This is a genomic window from Jeotgalicoccus halotolerans, assembly GCF_003387165.1.
GTDB lineage: Bacteria > Bacillota > Bacilli > Staphylococcales > Salinicoccaceae > Jeotgalicoccus > Jeotgalicoccus halotolerans.
This window is the reverse complement of the sequence record NZ_QUMW01000011.1, coordinates 76,298-92,894: the sequence shown is the minus strand read 5'-3', so window position 1 is coordinate 92,894 and position 16,597 is coordinate 76,298. Positions and strand designations below refer to the sequence as shown.

The 16,597-nt window shown below is 42.8% G+C and carries 15 protein-coding genes and 1 pseudogene; 12 read left to right on the top strand and 4 right to left on the bottom strand.

Annotated elements, in window-relative coordinates; all coding sequences use genetic code 11:
* Position 1: 1 nt before the first annotated feature.
* Genes DFR63_RS06635 through DFR63_RS06620 form a run of 4 tightly spaced genes read left to right on the top strand, consistent with a single transcriptional unit; the run spans position 2 to position 2,890 of the window.
* Positions 2-463 (top strand): TRAP transporter small permease, encoded by a 462-nt coding sequence (locus DFR63_RS06635; RefSeq protein ID WP_115885288.1) that lies wholly within the window; start codon positions 2-4, stop codon positions 461-463.
* Positions 463-1,746, top strand: a complete 1,284-nt coding sequence (locus tag DFR63_RS06630) for a TRAP transporter large permease (RefSeq protein WP_115885160.1) — start codon at positions 463-465, stop codon at positions 1,744-1,746. The genes DFR63_RS06635 and DFR63_RS06630 overlap by 1 nt, the downstream gene beginning before the upstream one ends.
* Positions 1,747-1,758: 12 nt before the next feature.
* Entirely contained in the window at positions 1,759-2,094 is a 336-nt protein-coding gene (locus DFR63_RS06625; RefSeq protein ID WP_115885159.1) for a cupin domain-containing protein, read from the top strand.
* Between the two features lie 55 nt (positions 2,095-2,149).
* Positions 2,150-2,890 (top strand): 2-keto-4-pentenoate hydratase, encoded by a 741-nt coding sequence (locus DFR63_RS06620; protein WP_115885158.1) that lies wholly within the window; start codon positions 2,150-2,152, stop codon positions 2,888-2,890.
* A 43-nt stretch (positions 2,891-2,933) separates the two neighbouring features.
* Here the strand turns inward: DFR63_RS06620 and DFR63_RS06615 are convergent.
* The 3 genes and pseudogenes from DFR63_RS06615 to pdxS form a co-directional block, all read right to left on the bottom strand.
* A pseudogene (locus DFR63_RS06615) lies at positions 2,934-3,839 on the bottom strand (IS3 family transposase); the annotation flags it as partial.
* The gene (locus DFR63_RS06610) at positions 3,812-4,180 is read right to left on the bottom strand and encodes a helix-turn-helix domain-containing protein (protein ID WP_245954160.1); all 369 of its coding nucleotides are present in this window, start codon (positions 4,178-4,180) and stop codon (positions 3,812-3,814) included. The pseudogene DFR63_RS06615 and the gene DFR63_RS06610, both read right to left, overlap by 28 nt.
* A gap of 258 nt (positions 4,181-4,438) precedes the next feature.
* Entirely contained in the window at positions 4,439-5,293 is an 855-nt protein-coding gene (gene pdxS / locus DFR63_RS06605; protein WP_115885155.1) for a pyridoxal 5'-phosphate synthase lyase subunit PdxS, read from the bottom strand.
* Between the two features lie 94 nt (positions 5,294-5,387).
* Here pdxS and pdxR point away from each other — a divergent pair, with 94 nt between their 5' ends.
* The gene (gene pdxR / locus DFR63_RS06600; protein ID WP_115885154.1) at positions 5,388-6,716 is read left to right on the top strand and encodes a MocR-like pyridoxine biosynthesis transcription factor PdxR; all 1,329 of its coding nucleotides are present in this window, start codon (positions 5,388-5,390) and stop codon (positions 6,714-6,716) included.
* A gap of 117 nt (positions 6,717-6,833) precedes the next feature.
* On the opposite strand, the gene DFR63_RS06595 is transcribed toward pdxR, so the two are convergent.
* Complete coding sequence (locus tag DFR63_RS06595) at positions 6,834-7,913, bottom strand: branched-chain amino acid aminotransferase (RefSeq protein WP_115885153.1); 1,080 nt, start codon at positions 7,911-7,913, stop codon at positions 6,834-6,836.
* Positions 7,914-8,128: 215 nt separating this feature from the next.
* Here DFR63_RS06595 and DFR63_RS06590 point away from each other — a divergent pair, with 215 nt between their 5' ends.
* The 7 genes from DFR63_RS06590 (at position 8,129) to DFR63_RS06560 (ending at position 16,590) form a co-directional block, all read left to right on the top strand.
* The gene (locus DFR63_RS06590) at positions 8,129-9,238 is read left to right on the top strand and encodes an NADH-dependent flavin oxidoreductase (protein WP_162842297.1); all 1,110 of its coding nucleotides are present in this window, start codon (positions 8,129-8,131) and stop codon (positions 9,236-9,238) included.
* A 143-nt stretch (positions 9,239-9,381) separates the two neighbouring features.
* Entirely contained in the window at positions 9,382-10,908 is a 1,527-nt protein-coding gene (locus DFR63_RS06585) for an AbgT family transporter (protein WP_115885151.1), read from the top strand.
* Positions 10,909-10,995: 87 nt separating this feature from the next.
* Positions 10,996-12,165, top strand: coding sequence for a M20 metallopeptidase family protein (locus DFR63_RS06580; RefSeq protein ID WP_115885150.1), 1,170 nt, complete (start codon positions 10,996-10,998; stop codon positions 12,163-12,165).
* A 109-nt stretch (positions 12,166-12,274) separates the two neighbouring features.
* Complete coding sequence (locus DFR63_RS06575; protein WP_115885149.1) at positions 12,275-12,571, top strand: metal-sensing transcriptional repressor; 297 nt, start codon at positions 12,275-12,277, stop codon at positions 12,569-12,571.
* 18 nt (positions 12,572-12,589) lie between these two features.
* Positions 12,590-14,974, top strand: a complete 2,385-nt coding sequence (locus DFR63_RS06570) for a heavy metal translocating P-type ATPase (RefSeq protein WP_115885148.1) — start codon at positions 12,590-12,592, stop codon at positions 14,972-14,974.
* 44 nt (positions 14,975-15,018) lie between these two features.
* Complete coding sequence (copZ, locus tag DFR63_RS06565) at positions 15,019-15,225, top strand: copper chaperone CopZ (RefSeq protein WP_115885147.1); 207 nt, start codon at positions 15,019-15,021, stop codon at positions 15,223-15,225.
* A 126-nt stretch (positions 15,226-15,351) separates the two neighbouring features.
* The gene (locus DFR63_RS06560; RefSeq protein ID WP_342767905.1) at positions 15,352-16,590 is read left to right on the top strand and encodes a hemolysin family protein; all 1,239 of its coding nucleotides are present in this window, start codon (positions 15,352-15,354) and stop codon (positions 16,588-16,590) included.
* Positions 16,591-16,597 lie beyond the last annotated feature (7 nt).

Here is a 16,597-nt window from a genome sequence, read left to right as displayed (position 1 = left end):
TATGACGAAAGCATTAGTGAAATTTTTATATATTGCGTGCGCTGTTGTTATTGCTCTGCTCACATTGATTGTTCTGACACAGGTCATAACGAGATTTTTTGATTATTCAATGCCGGGGACTGAGGAATTGTCCCGTCTTTTGGTTGTCTGGATGACGTTTCTCGGAATGAGCGTTGCTGTCTATGAGCGGGGGCACCTTGCAGTTAACTTTTTTGTTAAACGTGCGGGTGATAAGCTGCGCCCTTATTTATATTTAACGGTGAATATACTGCTCGGGCTGTTTTTCTTAGTTCTGACAGTATACGGATTTATATTTTCGTACCAGTCACTTGATTTTACATCATCGACACTGCAGCTGCCGATGACGGTGTTTTATCTCTCAATACCCGTCAGCAGCCTGCTGTCGCTATACTTTTTAATTATAAATGCCGAAAAACCGCAGCATGAAAGCGAGGCGGTTTAATGCTCGCAATTAGTATGCTTATACTATTCTTTCTGCTGCTGTTTCTTGGAATGCCGATTGCTTTTGTTATCGGCATAGTCAGTCTCGTCATGCTGCTCATCGGCGGAGTGCCGCTAGAGATTATTATTCAGCGCGGTTTTGCCGGTGTGAACAACTTTTCTTATCTGGCAATTCCGTTGTTTATTCTGGCGGGAAATATTATGGGGAAAGGCGGACTCACGAAGCGCCTGATGGCATTAGCCAATGCTTTTGCCGGTAAATTATCAGGAGGCACGGCCATTACAACGGTTATAACGTCGGCCTTGTTCGGCGCAGTCTCAGGATCTACAGTGGCGACTACTTATGCTGTAGGTTCTGTGCTTGTTCCAAGGCTTAAAGAAGAGGAGTACTCGAAATCATTTATAGCGAGCATTATCGGACCGGCCGGTGTGCTCGGGCTGATTATACCGCCGAGTATCACAATGGTTATCCTCGGAATTACCGCAAATATTTCCATCGGCGACCTGTTCTTTGCAGGAATTATACCTGGTGTGCTGCTGGCGCTCGCCTTATGTATTTACGTCTGGTTTATGAGCAGGAAAAAAGGATTCGGCGATATCCGAACAGAAAAGATATCGTGGCAGGAATTCTGGAAAGTGACTAAAGAAGCATTTTTTCCTCTTCTGACACCAATCTTTATACTCGGCAGTATCTTTTCAGGTTATGCTACAGCGACAGAAGCAGCAGTTATCGCGGTCGTTTACGGATTTATTTTATCGCTGTTTTACAAAGAACTGAACTGGTCTAAAGTTAAAGAAATTATGGCGGGTTCCGCAATAACATCAGCGACCATTTTAATTATCATATCTATGGCGAATGTCTTTACATATGTACTGACTGTCAATCATATTCCGGATGCAGTATCAGGGTTCTTCCTGAACTTCGCGGATTCGCCGATGGTCTTTCTGATTCTCGTGTCACTGATTTTATTAATATTAGGCATGCTCACAGAAGTCACATCGCTGATTGTACTCTTAACGCCGATTTTCATGCCGATAGCAATGGAATTTGGTATCGATCCGGTCCATTTCGGCATGGTGATGATTATGAACTTTGCACTCGCGAATATTACACCTCCGGTCGGGCTGTCGCTCATCGCGGGAGCCTCTGTGACGGATAAAAAAATGGGGATAGAAGAAACACTGCCTTATATTCTGCATATATTATTCATCGTAGCAATCATGGTCGTACTGATTATATTCGTACCTTCAATATCAACATTTTTACCAAATTTACTTAAATAAGGAGCAGAATAAATGATTATTAAACCGGAAGATACTATAGAATTAAAAAACAGATTTGGCGGCAGAGGCAGCATTTTTTCGACATCTTATATTAAAGAAGGGAACCTTGAAGGTATTCGCAAAGTGCTGGAAATCGAACTGGAAGCTTTCGCATCAATCGGTTATCACCAGCATACTGATGACAGCGAAATTTACCATATAATAGAAGGAAAAGGTGAATTTCAGGATTCAGATGGTGAATTTAAGACGGTTGAAAAAGGGGACTGCTGTGTAATTACGAAAGGCCAGTCGCACGGTCTGGTTAACACTGAAGATATACCGCTTAAAATAGTCGCAATTATATTTTAGAATTACCTGAATATTATGATATATTTATTATATTGCAATATTCAGGAGGGGTAGCATGACAGATGCAGAAAAATTATACGAAGCAAGGCTGAAGGGAAAGAGTTTAAAGCCGGGGAAGGATATTAAAACCGATACTGTTGAAGCCGCTTATAATATTCAGACTGAAATTTTAAGTATGCAGAATGCATCTGCAAAGGGTTATAAAATCAGCATGACAAGCGAAGAGACACAGGCACTGTTTGACAGCAGTGAGCCGGTTTACGGTCCTTTTACTGCAAGCCAGGTGATTACTGAAATGAGTTTAGCGGATTATAATATTCCGCTTGCTGAGCTGGAACTGGTTTTCTACGTAAATGAAAAATTGAGTGTCACGGACGATGAGGAAAGTATTTTATCGAAATGTGCTGTGGCGCCGGCGCTTGAACTTCCTGACGGCAGATATAATAACTGGTTCCCGAATATATCGAAATATGAAGTGGTTGCTGACTGTGCGGTGGCTGGAGCGGTGGTGATCGGTGAATCGAAATCTGCCGATTACGAGGATCTCGATAATATCACGGGCAGGCTTTTGTTTAACGGCGAAGAAATTAAACGGGGACAATCATCAGAAGTAATGGGACATCCGGTTAAGGCTGTAAAATGGCTGATAAAAAAACTCAGCAGTCAGGGAAAAGGGCTTGAAGCGGGACAATTTGTTTCGTCAGGTACTTTTATTCTGCCGGTCAAGCTGGAAGCTGGAAAATATGAAGGAGTATTTGAAGGATTTGGCAAGGTTGAAATAGAAGTTAAAAAATAAGCCTCTCAAAATGACGTGCTACCCAAAAGTTGAACTTTTGGATTTAGGCTGATTTCAAGGTATGTTTCCTGAATTGTCCAGGAGACATGCCTTTTAATTTTGTCTTGATTCTATATTTATTATAATAATTAATGTACTCATGAATGCTCTCTTCCAATGATGTATAAGATTCAAATGATACACCATAAAACATTTCTTGCTTCAAGATGCCAAAGAAATTTTCCATAGCGGCATTATCCAAGCAGTTTCCTTTCCTAGACATGCTCATTGTGGCACCAAAAGATTCAAGCAGATGAACCCAACTTCTATGTTGATAGTGATAGCCTTGATCAGAGTGAACGACCAATTGATTCAATTGAGATTGATGTGTATTTAAAGCACGATGCAACGGATCAGTTGCGATGTCTAAAGTTGGTGAATGACTCATTTTATAAGCAATAATTTCAGAATTGTAACAATCCATGATTGTGGACAGATAGAGCTTCTGTCCTTTGATGGGCAACGCAAACTCTGTCACATCTGTCACCCATAGTTGATTGAATTGATCAGATTGAAAGTGACGATTCACATGATTCGGTGCGACTTTTCCAATATTACCTTTGTATGAACGATATTTCTGTCTAGATTTATTTCTGAACTTCTGGCATAAAAGATTGTGTAATCTCATAATACGCAGTAAACGTTTATGATTCACACGTATCCCTTCTGACTGTTCGAGCTCTACTTGAATTCTTCTGTAGCCATATCGCCCTTTATGCTTTGATACGATTGACTTCACTTTGTCTACCAGCCATTGATTTTTACGCGTCTGATCGTCCATATGCTTCACCCAGTAGTAGTATACAGACTTCGGTAGCTGCATCACTGCTAAAATGTCTTTTAGAGTATACTCTGTCTCTTGCCTTACTTCGATGGCTACCTTTACTTGTTGTCTGTTGGATTTTTCGGTAAGGCGTTCAACTTTTTTAAAATAATGTTTTCTAGTTTTGACATTCGTAACTGTTCTCTTAGGCGTTCAAGTTCCTCTCGTTCTGTCTCATTTAGTGGCTCGTCCCGATTTGTTGTCTTATTATTGCTTTGATCCTCTTTAACCATATGTTTTCTCGATCTCCCTAAGTGACTGTCTAGAGCAGCCGGACCACATTCAAGTAGTTTACGCTGCCAATTTGCGATCATTGAACTATTCTTGAGTCCAAAATGAATCGCTGTTTCTCTATAAGACAGTTGATTTTCTTGTCTGTATTGTAAAACAGCACGCTTAAATTCACCAGAGTAGTGTGTATGTGTCATAGATTTAGCTAAGCCCTCATCACCAAATTGATTATATTGAGTGACCCATATTTTAATCAATGAATCTTGAATACTATATTTTTTACCTAGATATTGAAATCCACCTTCGCCATTTAAATAATCTGTTACGACTGTTAACTTAAATTCAAAACTATGTTTATTATTTTTCATACAAAAACTCCCCTTAAGTTGAATAGTAAGTACAACTTAAGGGGAGCACGTCAAAACGAGAGGCTTATTTTTCTGAGCTGATGCTGATTACCAGCCGCGTTCCGCCATGCGTTCTTCCAGTGACATACTGTGGACGTCGAGTCCTGTCATTGCACTTCCGAGTTCTTTCGACAGTTCTCCGATTAATTTATAATCAGTGTAGTTCTCGGTCGCTTTGACGATTGCTTTTGCGAATTTTTCCGGGTTCTCCGACTTGAAAATACCTGAGCCGACGAAGACGCCGTCTGCACCGAGTTCCATCATTAATGCTGCATCCTGAGGTGTTGCAACGCCGCCTGCTGCGAAATTCGTTACAGGCAGTTTACCTTCAGCTTTAATCTGTTTAAGAACATCGTAAGGTGCGCCTAAGTCTTTCGCCGCAGTCATTAATTCATCATCACTCATTACAGAAATCTGTTTGACCTGCTGATTGACTAAACGGATATGACGAACTGCTTCAACAATGTTTCCCGTTCCAGGCTCGCCTTTTGTCCGCAGCATTGATGCGCCTTCACCGATACGTCTCGCTGCTTCTCCGAGATCCTTGCAGCCGCAGACAAAGGGTGCTTTATAATCATCTTTTTTCAGATGGTATTCCTCATCTGCAGGTGTGAGTACTTCCGACTCATCTATGTAATCGATCCCCATCGATTCAAGCACGCGAGCTTCTACAATATGTCCAATACGGCATTTAGCCATGACCGGTATTGATACTGCCTTAATTACCTCTTCGATAATTGTCGGATCGCATGCGCGTGCGACTCCCCCTTCTGCACGAATATCCGAAGGTACACGCTCCAATGCCATAACTGCAACCGCACCTGCTGCTTCTGCGATTTTCGCCTGCTCAGCGTTAACAACATCCATTATAACGCCGCCTTTTAACTCTTCTGCCAATCCCATATTTATCCCTCTTTCTTCTTAATTTAATATAAGTTTAGAATACAATGTGATATTCTATAAGTGTCAGAATACATAAAAAGTTAGGGGTCAGTTTATGTTTATTAATCTCGATAAAGAAAATACTGTACCGCTATATGAACAGCTGTATCAGGATATTAAGAAGAAAATTTTAAACGAACATCTTGCAGGTGATGTGAAATTGCCGAGTAAACGCCAGCTGAGTGAAGATTTATCAGTGAGTATGACTACGGTTGAACGTGCCTATAATCTGCTGGTTGATGAGAATATGATTTATACAAAGAAAAAGAGCGGTCACTATGTGATGCCGACAGAAACTCTTCAAACGCAGGATAAAATACTGTCCGCTATTAAAATGCCGGAAAAATCGGAATCTGTCCTGCCTTTAGGAGAAGTGGATACGTCCATCGTACAGAATGATGTGATTAAACAGCTGAGTGCAGCTGTGTTTGCAGATATATCATTGTTGAACAGCGGGAGTAAAAGCGGTGAAGCAGCTTTAAAAGAAGCTGTACGTGAGTATTTGTATGTAAATCGCGGTGTGCAGTGCAGAACGGAACAGATTTTTATCGGTCCTTCGACAGAACATCTGCTGGAGCAGGTACTTTATCTTTTGGGTTACCCGAAAATCACGCTGGAAGATCCCGGATACCCGACGGTAAAGAATGTACTCGAAAGGCTGAACATACCTTACGACACAGCACCGGTGGAACGGGACGGGATTAATGTTGAGAAGGTTAAAGAGCTGAATAACAAGCTGACGCATATTACTCCGTCACACCAGTTTCCAAGCGGCGCGGTGATGTCTTTAAATAAGCGGATTAAACTGCTGAATGCAGTAAGTGAACGGGACAGTTATTTAATAGAAGATGATTATGACAGTGAATTCCGTTATACGGGACGCCCGCTGTCTTCACTGCAGGGGCTGGATCAAAATGACCGGACGATATATATGAATACATTTTCGAAATCAATATACCCCTCTTTAAGAATAGCAGTGATGATACTGCCGCCGGAACTGGCGGAAAAATATTATAAGAGCGGATTGTCATGCAATGTGTCGAGGCAGATGCAGCATATTGTCGCGCGCTTTATCAGCGGAGGATATCTAGTCAGGCACATAAACCGGATCCGTAAATTCTATGGGGAAAAAATGAGGAGGATCGTTTTAGAACTGAAAAAACATCATCCCGAAGTTGAAGTCAGCGGAGAACACACCGGCATGCACTTTGTTCTCAGGCTGCCTGGTGCAGACCTTCGAAATGAGGCAGAAAAACATAAAATTACCTGCATGTCTGCCTATTCATCAGCTGAAAACTTTAACGACAGGGTGCTGGTGGGAATAGGCGGGAAAAGCGCAGAGGAGATTGTTGAGATTCTGGGTGAATTTCTGGGAGAAGTTTAAAAGGAGTCTGGGATAGACATGAAACTCTGTCATACCAATCCCAACTCCTGAAACTCTAGCTTTTTTTAATAAAAGATAAAAACCCCCGGTGCTCTGCCAGGGGTCTGTTCAAAAATATTATTTCACCGTCGATGTTACCTGATGCACCCAGCCGTACTTGTCTTCAAGTTCACATGTCTGGATACCCGTCAGGTTGTCGTACAGTTTCTGTGTCACTTCGCCGATTTCATTGCCGTTAATTCTGTAGTCTGTACCATGGATATTCATAATGCCGACAGGAGCGATTACAGCTGCCGTACCTGCACCGAATACTTCAGTGACAGAGCCATCTTTAATCCCTTCTTCAATATCTTTAATATGAATGCGTTCTTCATTTACTGTATAGCCCATACCGCTTGCGAGTTCAATCAGTGATTTTCTAGTAATACCCGGTAAAATTGAACCATTCAATTCAGGGGTAACCAGTTCGCCGTTTCTGACAAAGAATATATTCATGCTGCCGACTTCTTCGACGTATTCCTGATGTACACCGTCGAGCCATAATACCTGTTCGTAGCCAAGATCAGCAGCTTTTTGCTGAGCGTGAAGGCTCGCAGCGTAGTTACCGCCGAATTTTACTTCACCCACACCGCCGCGTACTGCACGTACATAGCTGTCTTCAACGAAAATACTCGTCGGGTTCAGCTGGGCACCGTAATAGCCTGCTACAGGGGACAGCACAATAAGCATCTTATAATTTTTAGCCGGACGCACACCGAGATAAGGTTCATTGGCGAATACAAACGGGCGGACATATAATGCCTGGCCTTCACCGTCCGGCACCCAGTCGTGTTCCAGTTTCAGAAGCTCGGTTAAGGCAAGAAGTGCAAATTCTTCATCGATTTTCGGCATCGACAGACGTTCAAGCGAACGGTTTAGCCTTTTAAAGTTTTCATCGGGTCTGAATAAAGTTACATCACCATCTACATTATATGCTTTCAGTCCCTCAAATACGGTTTGTCCGTAATGAAGTGCCTGTGCGCTTGGTGATACTTCGATAGGTGCGTACGGAATAATAGACGCATCATGCCAGCCGAGTTCGGCTGAATAGTCCATTGAAAACATATGGTCTGTAAAGTAACTGCCGAAAGGAATACCCGCCACTTCAGGTTTTTCTTTTAAGGTACGTGCTTTAGTTATTTGAAGTTGCTGTGTCATATATTGGGTCCCCCTATATTATCTCTATGGAATTTGAAAATTGTTATCATTGTATCAGCTGGAGATGTAAAAGGCAATATATTATCAGATAATTTAGAATTAATTTTATATTTATAATTCATACTAAAGTAATATGTAATTTTGGGCAGAGAAGATGTAGAATGAATGTATACATGGAAAAATTAATTTATCATCAGTGGATAGGAGAATTTATTATGGCTAAAAATATATTTGATAAAGTTCAATTATCATCCGGACAAACATTTGAAAATCGCCTGGTTATGGCGCCGATGACGACTCAATGTTCTTTTCATGACGGTTCGGTTACCGATGAATTGATTCAATATTACTCCCGCCGTGCCGGTGGACCGGCAGCAGTAATCGTGGAAAGCACTTTTATCGATAATTACGGGCGTGCGTTCGAAGGGGCACTCGGCGCTGATTCAGACGATAAAATCCCCGGCTTGAAGAAACTCGCAGAAGGCATTAAAAGCAAAGGATCGAAAGCGATTATTCAGCTTTATCATGCAGGACGCATGGGCACACCGGAATTAAACATGGGACGCCAGCCGATTTCAGCGAGCAGTATCGCAGCGCTCAGAGATAATGCTGTAGAACCGAGAACACTTGAAATTGAAGAAATCGAAGAGGTTATTCAGCTGTTTGCAGATGCTGCACGCCGTGCAATTGAAGCGGGGTTCGACGGTGTTGAACTGCACGGGGCAAATACATACCTGCTGCAGCAATTCTACTCGCCGCATTCAAACAGACGCGAGGATGATTGGGGCGGCACGAGGGAAAACAGACTTCGTTTCCCGAGACGTGTCGTAGAGAAAGTACGTGCTGCAGCGGATGAACTGAATAAACCGGACTTTATTATCGGCTACCGCTTTTCTCCTGAAGAACTGGAAGAACCGGGCATTAACTTTGAAGATACGATGTATCTTTTGAATCATCTGGCAGATTATTCGATTGATTACTTCCACTTCAGTATTAATAACTGGCAGCGGACATCGATTATCGATACGGAAGATGAACAGCTGCTTTTAAAAAAATATCTGGATAAGGCGGGCGACAAACTTAGAGAAATTCCGATAATGGGGGCCGGGGGTATAAAATCTGCTGAAGATGCAGAAGAAGCAATCGGCAGCGGTTTTGATTTAATGAGCGTCGGCAAAGCGCATTTAATCAATCCTGATTTTGTTAATCAGTTAAAAAATAATGAATTGCCGAATACATTTTTAATTGACGGCGATGATGAAAAACTAACAATTCCTGCGCCTCTGTGGAATATACTCGGTTTTTTAAAAGAGAATAAAAAATAACATTAAAGAGTAATGTTATCTGTTTATTTGCAAACCTTTGTATGGAATTTACAAAGGTTTGTTTTTATTTCACTCCGAGTGTAGTAAACTCTTTTTATAAGCCGGAGTGAAAAGGCTTACTTATTAAAAAGGGGTGTCAGCTTTTGGAAAATGAAAGAAAGAAAAAAGGAAGAGGCCAGTCCTTTTTGGATACTATTGAGAAGCTGGGTAATAAACTGCCGGATCCTATAGTGCTTTTCATGATGATTGCCGGTTTAATACTGGTCGCTTCATGGATTGCCGGGATGCTTGGTGTATCGGTGGAAAATCCGGCTGACGGAGAAACCATTGAAGCTGTAAACTTATTATCCGGAGAAGGCCTGGTGATGATACTTACTGAAGCGATAAGTAATTTCGGCGCGTTCCCGCCGCTTGCGATGGTGCTTGTCGTTATGATCGGTATCGGTATCGCTGAGAAAACAGGATACTTTGAAGCACTGATGAAACGTTCATTAGAAATCACACCGACGTTTTTAATTATTCCGATGGTGGTTTTTGTCGGGATTATCAGTAACGTTGCAGGCGACGCGGGACCGGTAATTCTTCCGCCGATTGCGGCGATGATCTTTATCCGTCTCGGATTAAATCCAATCGGCGGTATATTTATGGCGTATGCAGCGACAAACGGTGCATTTGCTGCAAACTTCATACTCGGTATGACAGATGCGCTGGCAGTGGCATTCACTGAACCTGCTGCTCAGCTCGTCAATCCGGATTATACAGGAAACATAGCAATGAACTACTATTTCATTGCGGTATCAGCAATATTCCTTATGGCAATCATTTACTTTGTTGCGAAGAAAATTTCGATTCCGCGTTTAGGCAAGTATGACGGCCCTTCTGTGGATGAGGAGCCTCTGTCAAAAAAAGAGAAAACATCCTTAATGTGGGCGAATATATCTGCCCTTGTTGTTCTTGTTGTTATTGCAGTTGCCACACTGCTGCCTGACGGCATTTTAAGAAATGCCGAAACAGGTTCAATACTTCAGGAATCACCGCTGATGGATTCAGCAGTATTTCTGATTACGATCTTATTCTTTGTGCCGGGTCTCGTATTCGGGATGCTTATGAAAAATATTGACGGAACCAAAGGTTTTGCCAAAATGCTCGGAGATTCTATGGGAACAATGGGACAGTACATAGTACTCGTGTTCTTTGCAGCACAGATGCTCGCTTACTTCGACTGGAGCAATCTCGGGCCGATTCTCGCTGTAGGCGGTTCAGACCTGCTCGAGACGATTAATCTGACAGGTATTCCGCTGTTTATCGGTTTTATTCTTGTCGTAGCCCTAATAAACCTGCTGATTGGTTCAGCGAGTGCCAAATGGGCGATCCTTGCACCGGTTTTCATTCCGATGTTTATGTTCCTGGGATATGATCCGGCATTTACGCAGATGCTTTACAGAATTGGTGACTCGGTAACGAATCCGATTGCACCGATGATGCCGTTCCTGCCGCTGATTATTATGTATGCGCAGCGTTACCAGAAAGATATTAAACTCGGTACTGTAATCGCGAACCTGCTGCCGTATTCAATTGCGCTTTTGATTGCCTGGTCAATCTTCATTATTATCTGGTTCCTAATCGGTCTGCCTGTCGGTCCGAACGGTCCAATCTATTTACCGGAATAAATTAATGATATACTATATTTAAATTGTTTGAAGACTTCGACAACTGAAGAAGGCTTCTGATTATAAAACAGGGAGATGAAAAGTTTTATGCTAGATGATGCAATTAAACAAGTTGAACCGAAAGTGATTGAGTGGCGCCGGGCTATGCATCAGCATCCGGAACTCTCATTTGAGGAGTACTGGACGAGCGATTATATCGAAAAAGCTCTACAGGAAATGAATGGTATTGAAATCAGCCGTCCGACTGAAACGAGTGTGCTCGGGATTATTAAAGGAGACCATCCGGGACGTAAGGTTGGACTCAGAGGAGATATCGACGCACTGCCGATACAGGAAGATCGTGACGATCTGGATTTCGTATCTGAAATAGACGGCAAGATGCATGCGTGCGGACACGATTCTCATGCGGCCATGCTGCTCGGTGCTGCAAAAGTGCTCTCGGACAACAAGGATAAAATTCACGGGGAAATTTATCTTATATTCCAGCATGCAGAAGAACTGCCGCCGGGCGGTGCGCGCGAAATGGTGGCGACAGGTCTTTTTGATGATCTGGATGTCGTCTTTGCGCAGCATATTATGACGTCTAAACCGCTCGGTGAAATTCATATTAAATCTGGTGCTGTAACAGCGAACTCGGATCAGTTTGAACTGACAATCAACGGCCAGGGCGGTCATGCTTCCCAGCCGGAAAGTTCAGTTGACCCGCTTCTTCTCGGTTCGCGTATCGTGACACAGGTACAGGACATTGTATCCCGCATCGCCGGACCGCTTGATAACTTAGTAATATCTGTTACAAACTTTAATGCGGGAACGGGCGCTAAAAACGTTATTCCGCACACTGCTGAAATCAGCGGCAGTGTCCGTTCAGCAAGTGCTGAAATCAGAGAACTTGCACGTGAAAAAATTGAAGCGGTTGTGAAAGCAAATTGTGACATTTACGGTGCGACCTACGATTTAAATTATGAATACGGATACAGTGCCGTAATGAACGATGAAGCTGAAACAGCACGTGTCAGAACGACATTGAATGAAGTATTTGGTAAAGACAGAGTAATCGAACAGGAAATGATGATGGGCGGGGAAGATTTCGGTGCCTTTACCGAGAACCTGCCGGGGGTATATATTCTGCTCGGTACTTATAATGAAGCGAAAGATTATGTTTATCCGCATCACCATCCTAAATTTGCAATTGATGAAGATGCATTTATCGACGGTGTCCGCGCGCATGTCAACGTTGCGCTCGGTCTCGGACAGTAAAAATATAAAAATTGCCGGTCATCGCGCCGGCAATTTTTACATTTGACACATACCCCCTAAGGGTATATTATAAAGATAATGAAATATTGAAAAGAGAGAGGAGCAAATGATGGAAGAAGTTAAACATATGTCACGCCCTCGGCCGGATGATGAGAAACAGAAAATATTAAACCGGCTGAAGCGTGTTGAAGGACAGGTCCGGGGTATTCAGACAATGGTGGAAGAAGACCGTTACTGTGTCGATATTCTTGTGCAGATCAGCGCCATCCAGAGCGCTTTAAAAAATACAGGTCTTACAATAACAGAACGTCATATGAAACATTGTGTCACCGACGCGATAAATTCGGGTGACGGCGATGATTCAATCGAAGAGTTAATGGCTGTGCTGAAACAATTTTCAAAATAAGAGAAAGGAGGAAGTGTTATGGCAGAAAAAGAACATATTAATTTAAATATCAGCGGCATGACATGTGCCGCCTGTTCAAACAGAATCGAAAAAGTATTGAATAAAATGGACGGCGTCGATGCAAATGTAAATCTGACAACTGAAAAGGCAAGTGTCGATTACAGCAAGGACAAAACGTCGGTTGAAGATATCACTAAACGCATTGAAGACATCGGCTACGGCGTATTGTATGAAAAAAGCGAGCTGGATATTACAGGCATGACGTGTGCTGCATGTTCGAGCAGAATCGAAAAAGTGCTGAATAAAACAGACGGTGTAAAAGCGGCAACGGTTAATCTGACAACTGAAAATGCGACGGTTGAATATAATCCGGGTGTTACTGATGAACGCGCAATTATCGATCGTATCGGCAAGCTCGGCTACAGTGCGGAACCGAAAAAATCAGCAGAAGATAAAATATCACATAAGGATTCAGAACTTAAAAAGATGAAATGGAAAGTGATTATTGCTGCGATTTTATCATTGCCGTTATTAGTTACCATGCTCGATCACCTGTTGGGTATAAGCCTGCCGGCGATATTCATGAACCCCTGGTTCCAGCTGGCTTTTGCCACTCCCGTCCAGTTTATACTGGGCTGGCAGTTCTATGTCGGCGCTTATAAAAATTTAAAGAATTTTACGGCGAATATGGACGTACTCGTCGTTATGGGGACAACTGCCGCCTTCGGTTTCAGTTTATACCAGACATATTTATGGATGACAGGTGCAGTCGAACATCCGCACCTGTACTTTGAAGCCAGCGCCATTATAATTACGCTGATTTTATTCGGTAAGTATTTGGAAACGAGAGCGAAATCCCAGACGACCGGCGCGATTTCAAAACTGCTCGACATGCAGGCGAAAGAAGCGCGTGTTGTACGTGATGGAAAAGAATTTATGATTCCGGTGGAAGATGTAAAAGTCGATGAAGTACTCGTCGTTAAACCCGGTGAAAAGTTCCCGCTTGACGGTGAACTTATCCGCGGGCGTACATCAGTCGACGAATCGATGCTGACCGGCGAATCTATTCCGGTGGAAAAAGAAACCGGCGATTCGGTTATCGGAGCAACGATGAATCAGAACGGTACAGTGAATATAAAAGTAACGAAAACAGGAAAAGATACAGCTCTTGCGGGTATTATTAAAGTTGTTGAAGAGGCGCAGGGAAATAAGGCGCCGATTCAGCGGATGGCGGATATTATTTCAGGCTATTTCGTGCCGATAGTCATTGTCATTGCTATTGTGACATTTATCGTGTGGTATTTCTTGGCTTCACCGGGCAATGTCGAACCTGCGCTCGTAGCGGCAATATCCGTGCTGGTGATTGCTTGTCCGTGTGCGCTTGGGCTTGCAACACCGACATCAATTATGGTCGGTACAGGTAAAGGTGCCGAAAACGGTATTCTGTACAAAGGCGGCGAACATCTGGAAAAAACCCATAAAGTTGATGTAGTTGTACTCGATAAGACTGGTACAATTACGAATGGTACACCTGAAGTGACCGATTTTTCAGGTGATAATGATACACTGCACCTTCTTGCGAGCGCAGAAAGAGGGTCGGAACACCCTCTGGCATCGGCAATTACCGCTTATGCAGCTGAGAAAAATATCGGACTGTCAGAAGCTGAAGAATTTTCTGCTATACCCGGTCACGGTATTGAAGCAGTTATTGAAGGCAGAAAAGTTCTTGTCGGTACCCGTAAATTGATGAACGGGGAAAATATTGATATTTCTGCGGCGGAAGAAGAGATGCAGCAGTTTGAATACGAAGGCAAGACAGCAATGATGGTTGCTGTCGACGGCAAACTTGCCGGAACTGTTGCAGTGCTCGATATGGTTAAGGAAACAGCGAAACAAGCAGTCAGTGAACTTCACAATCAGGGCCTTGAAGTCATTATGCTTACCGGAGACAATATCAGAACCGCAGAAGCAATTGCACGTGAAGTGAACATCGATCAGGTTATCGCAGAAGTCCTGCCGGAAGAGAAGGCTGATAAAATCCGGGCAATTCAAGAGTCGGGTAAAATTACCGCCATGGTCGGCGACGGTGTAAATGATGCGCCGGCCCTCGCCCTTGCAGATATCGGCATCGCCATGGGTACGGGAACAGAAGTAGCAATTGAAGCGGCAGACCTGACAATTTTAGGTGAAGACCTGACGCTGATTCCAAGAGCTATTAATTTAAGCCGCGAAACAATTAAAAATATTAAACAGAACTTATTCTGGGCATTTGCCTACAATACGCTCGGCATACCGATTGCAGCACTCGGATTTTTAGCACCCTGGGTTGCAGGTGCTGCAATGGCATTCAGTTCTGTCAGTGTGGTAGCCAACGCTTTACGTTTAAAACGTGTTAAAATATAGGTATATAATAATATAAATGAAATTATAAACGGAGGATGAATATTATGGCTAAAACAGTAATTGAAGTGGAAGGCATGACTTGCGGCCACTGCAAATCATCAGTAGAAGGCGCACTGCACAATCTGGAAGGTATCTCGACGGCGGAAGTCAGCCTGGAAGATAATAACGTCACTGTGGAATACAATGATACTGTTATCGACCGCGGAAAAATGACAGAAGCGATTGAAAATCAGGGGTACGATGTAAAATAATTTTCAGGAAGGGGAACCGGCCGAATGTGAATCGGCCGGTTCTTTGTTTGTGTAAATTTAAATAAGATAATGATAGAATAGCTTATAAGATTATTAAGCAAAAGGGGGACATCGCACTTGATATTTGTGATTATATTTTTACTGTTTATGTCGCTGTTCTTCTCTGGCAGCGAAACTGCATTGACTGCAGTGAATAAAATAAAATTACAGTCGAAAGCAGCCGGCGGCGATCAGAAAGCTCAAAAGCTGTATGACCTGGTAAACAAACCGAGTCAGTTTATAACAACCATATTGATTGGGAATAACATCGCCAATCTAATCGCACCGGTGCTGGTAACAGCCATGGCAATTGACTACGGGTGGAGCGTTACAATTGCTTCAGTTGTGCTGACAGTGTCAATTATTATTTTTGCAGAGGTCATTCCAAAATCGATTGCTGCGGCATTTCCTGAACGTGTCTCATATCTCGTCAGACCGGTTATTGCCTTTTTAAATATTATCTTTTACCCGTTAACATATATTTTAAATAAGATGACAGATATTATTACCAGGTTTTTATCTAAAGGTTCAAAGCATTCATGGACAGTTTCCCGTGAAGAAATTGTTAATCTTGTACGTATTGCTGATACGGAAGGTGCTATCCAAGGTGTAGAATCGCAGCGGCTTAAAGGGATTTTGGATTTCAGGGAGCTGAATGTCAAAGATGTTATGACAACACCGCGTACGGAAATGGTTGCCGTGCATATCAGCGACAGCTATGAATCGGTGAGGGACAGAATTATCGATGAGATGCATACAAGATATCCGGTGTACGATGAAGATCTCGATAACATTGTCGGCGTTTTCCACTCGAAATACCTGCTGCAGTGGTCACTTAGTCCGGAACAGCCGCTGATGAATTTTTGCGACAGCGATCCGCTGACGGTAAGAGAGTTCCAAAAAGTTGAGGATGTGCTGCGCCGGATGAGCAAGCAGCGCCGTCATTTAGCTATCGTACTCGATGAGTACGGCGGTACGGAAGGTATACTGACACACGAAGATATAATTGAAACGATGCTTGGTTTTGAAATTGAAGACGAAACTGATCTTAAAAACGATTCAGTTGTCCGTGCTTTTAGTGATAATAAGATTCTTTGCGACGGGAAAATTACACTTCACCGTCTGAATCAGCTTTTTGATACGGATATTCCCGAAGAAGAAGATACTTTATCCGGCTTTCTGCTGTCGGTCTTCGAAGAAGTACCGGCGGTTAATGACGTTACGCGTCTCGGCAACCTTGAATTTAAAATAATAGAGATGGAAGAGCGTATGATCCGTCTCGTAAAAATTACAAAATTAAATGCCGGGATGAAGCGGGGAGAATGAGACGTGA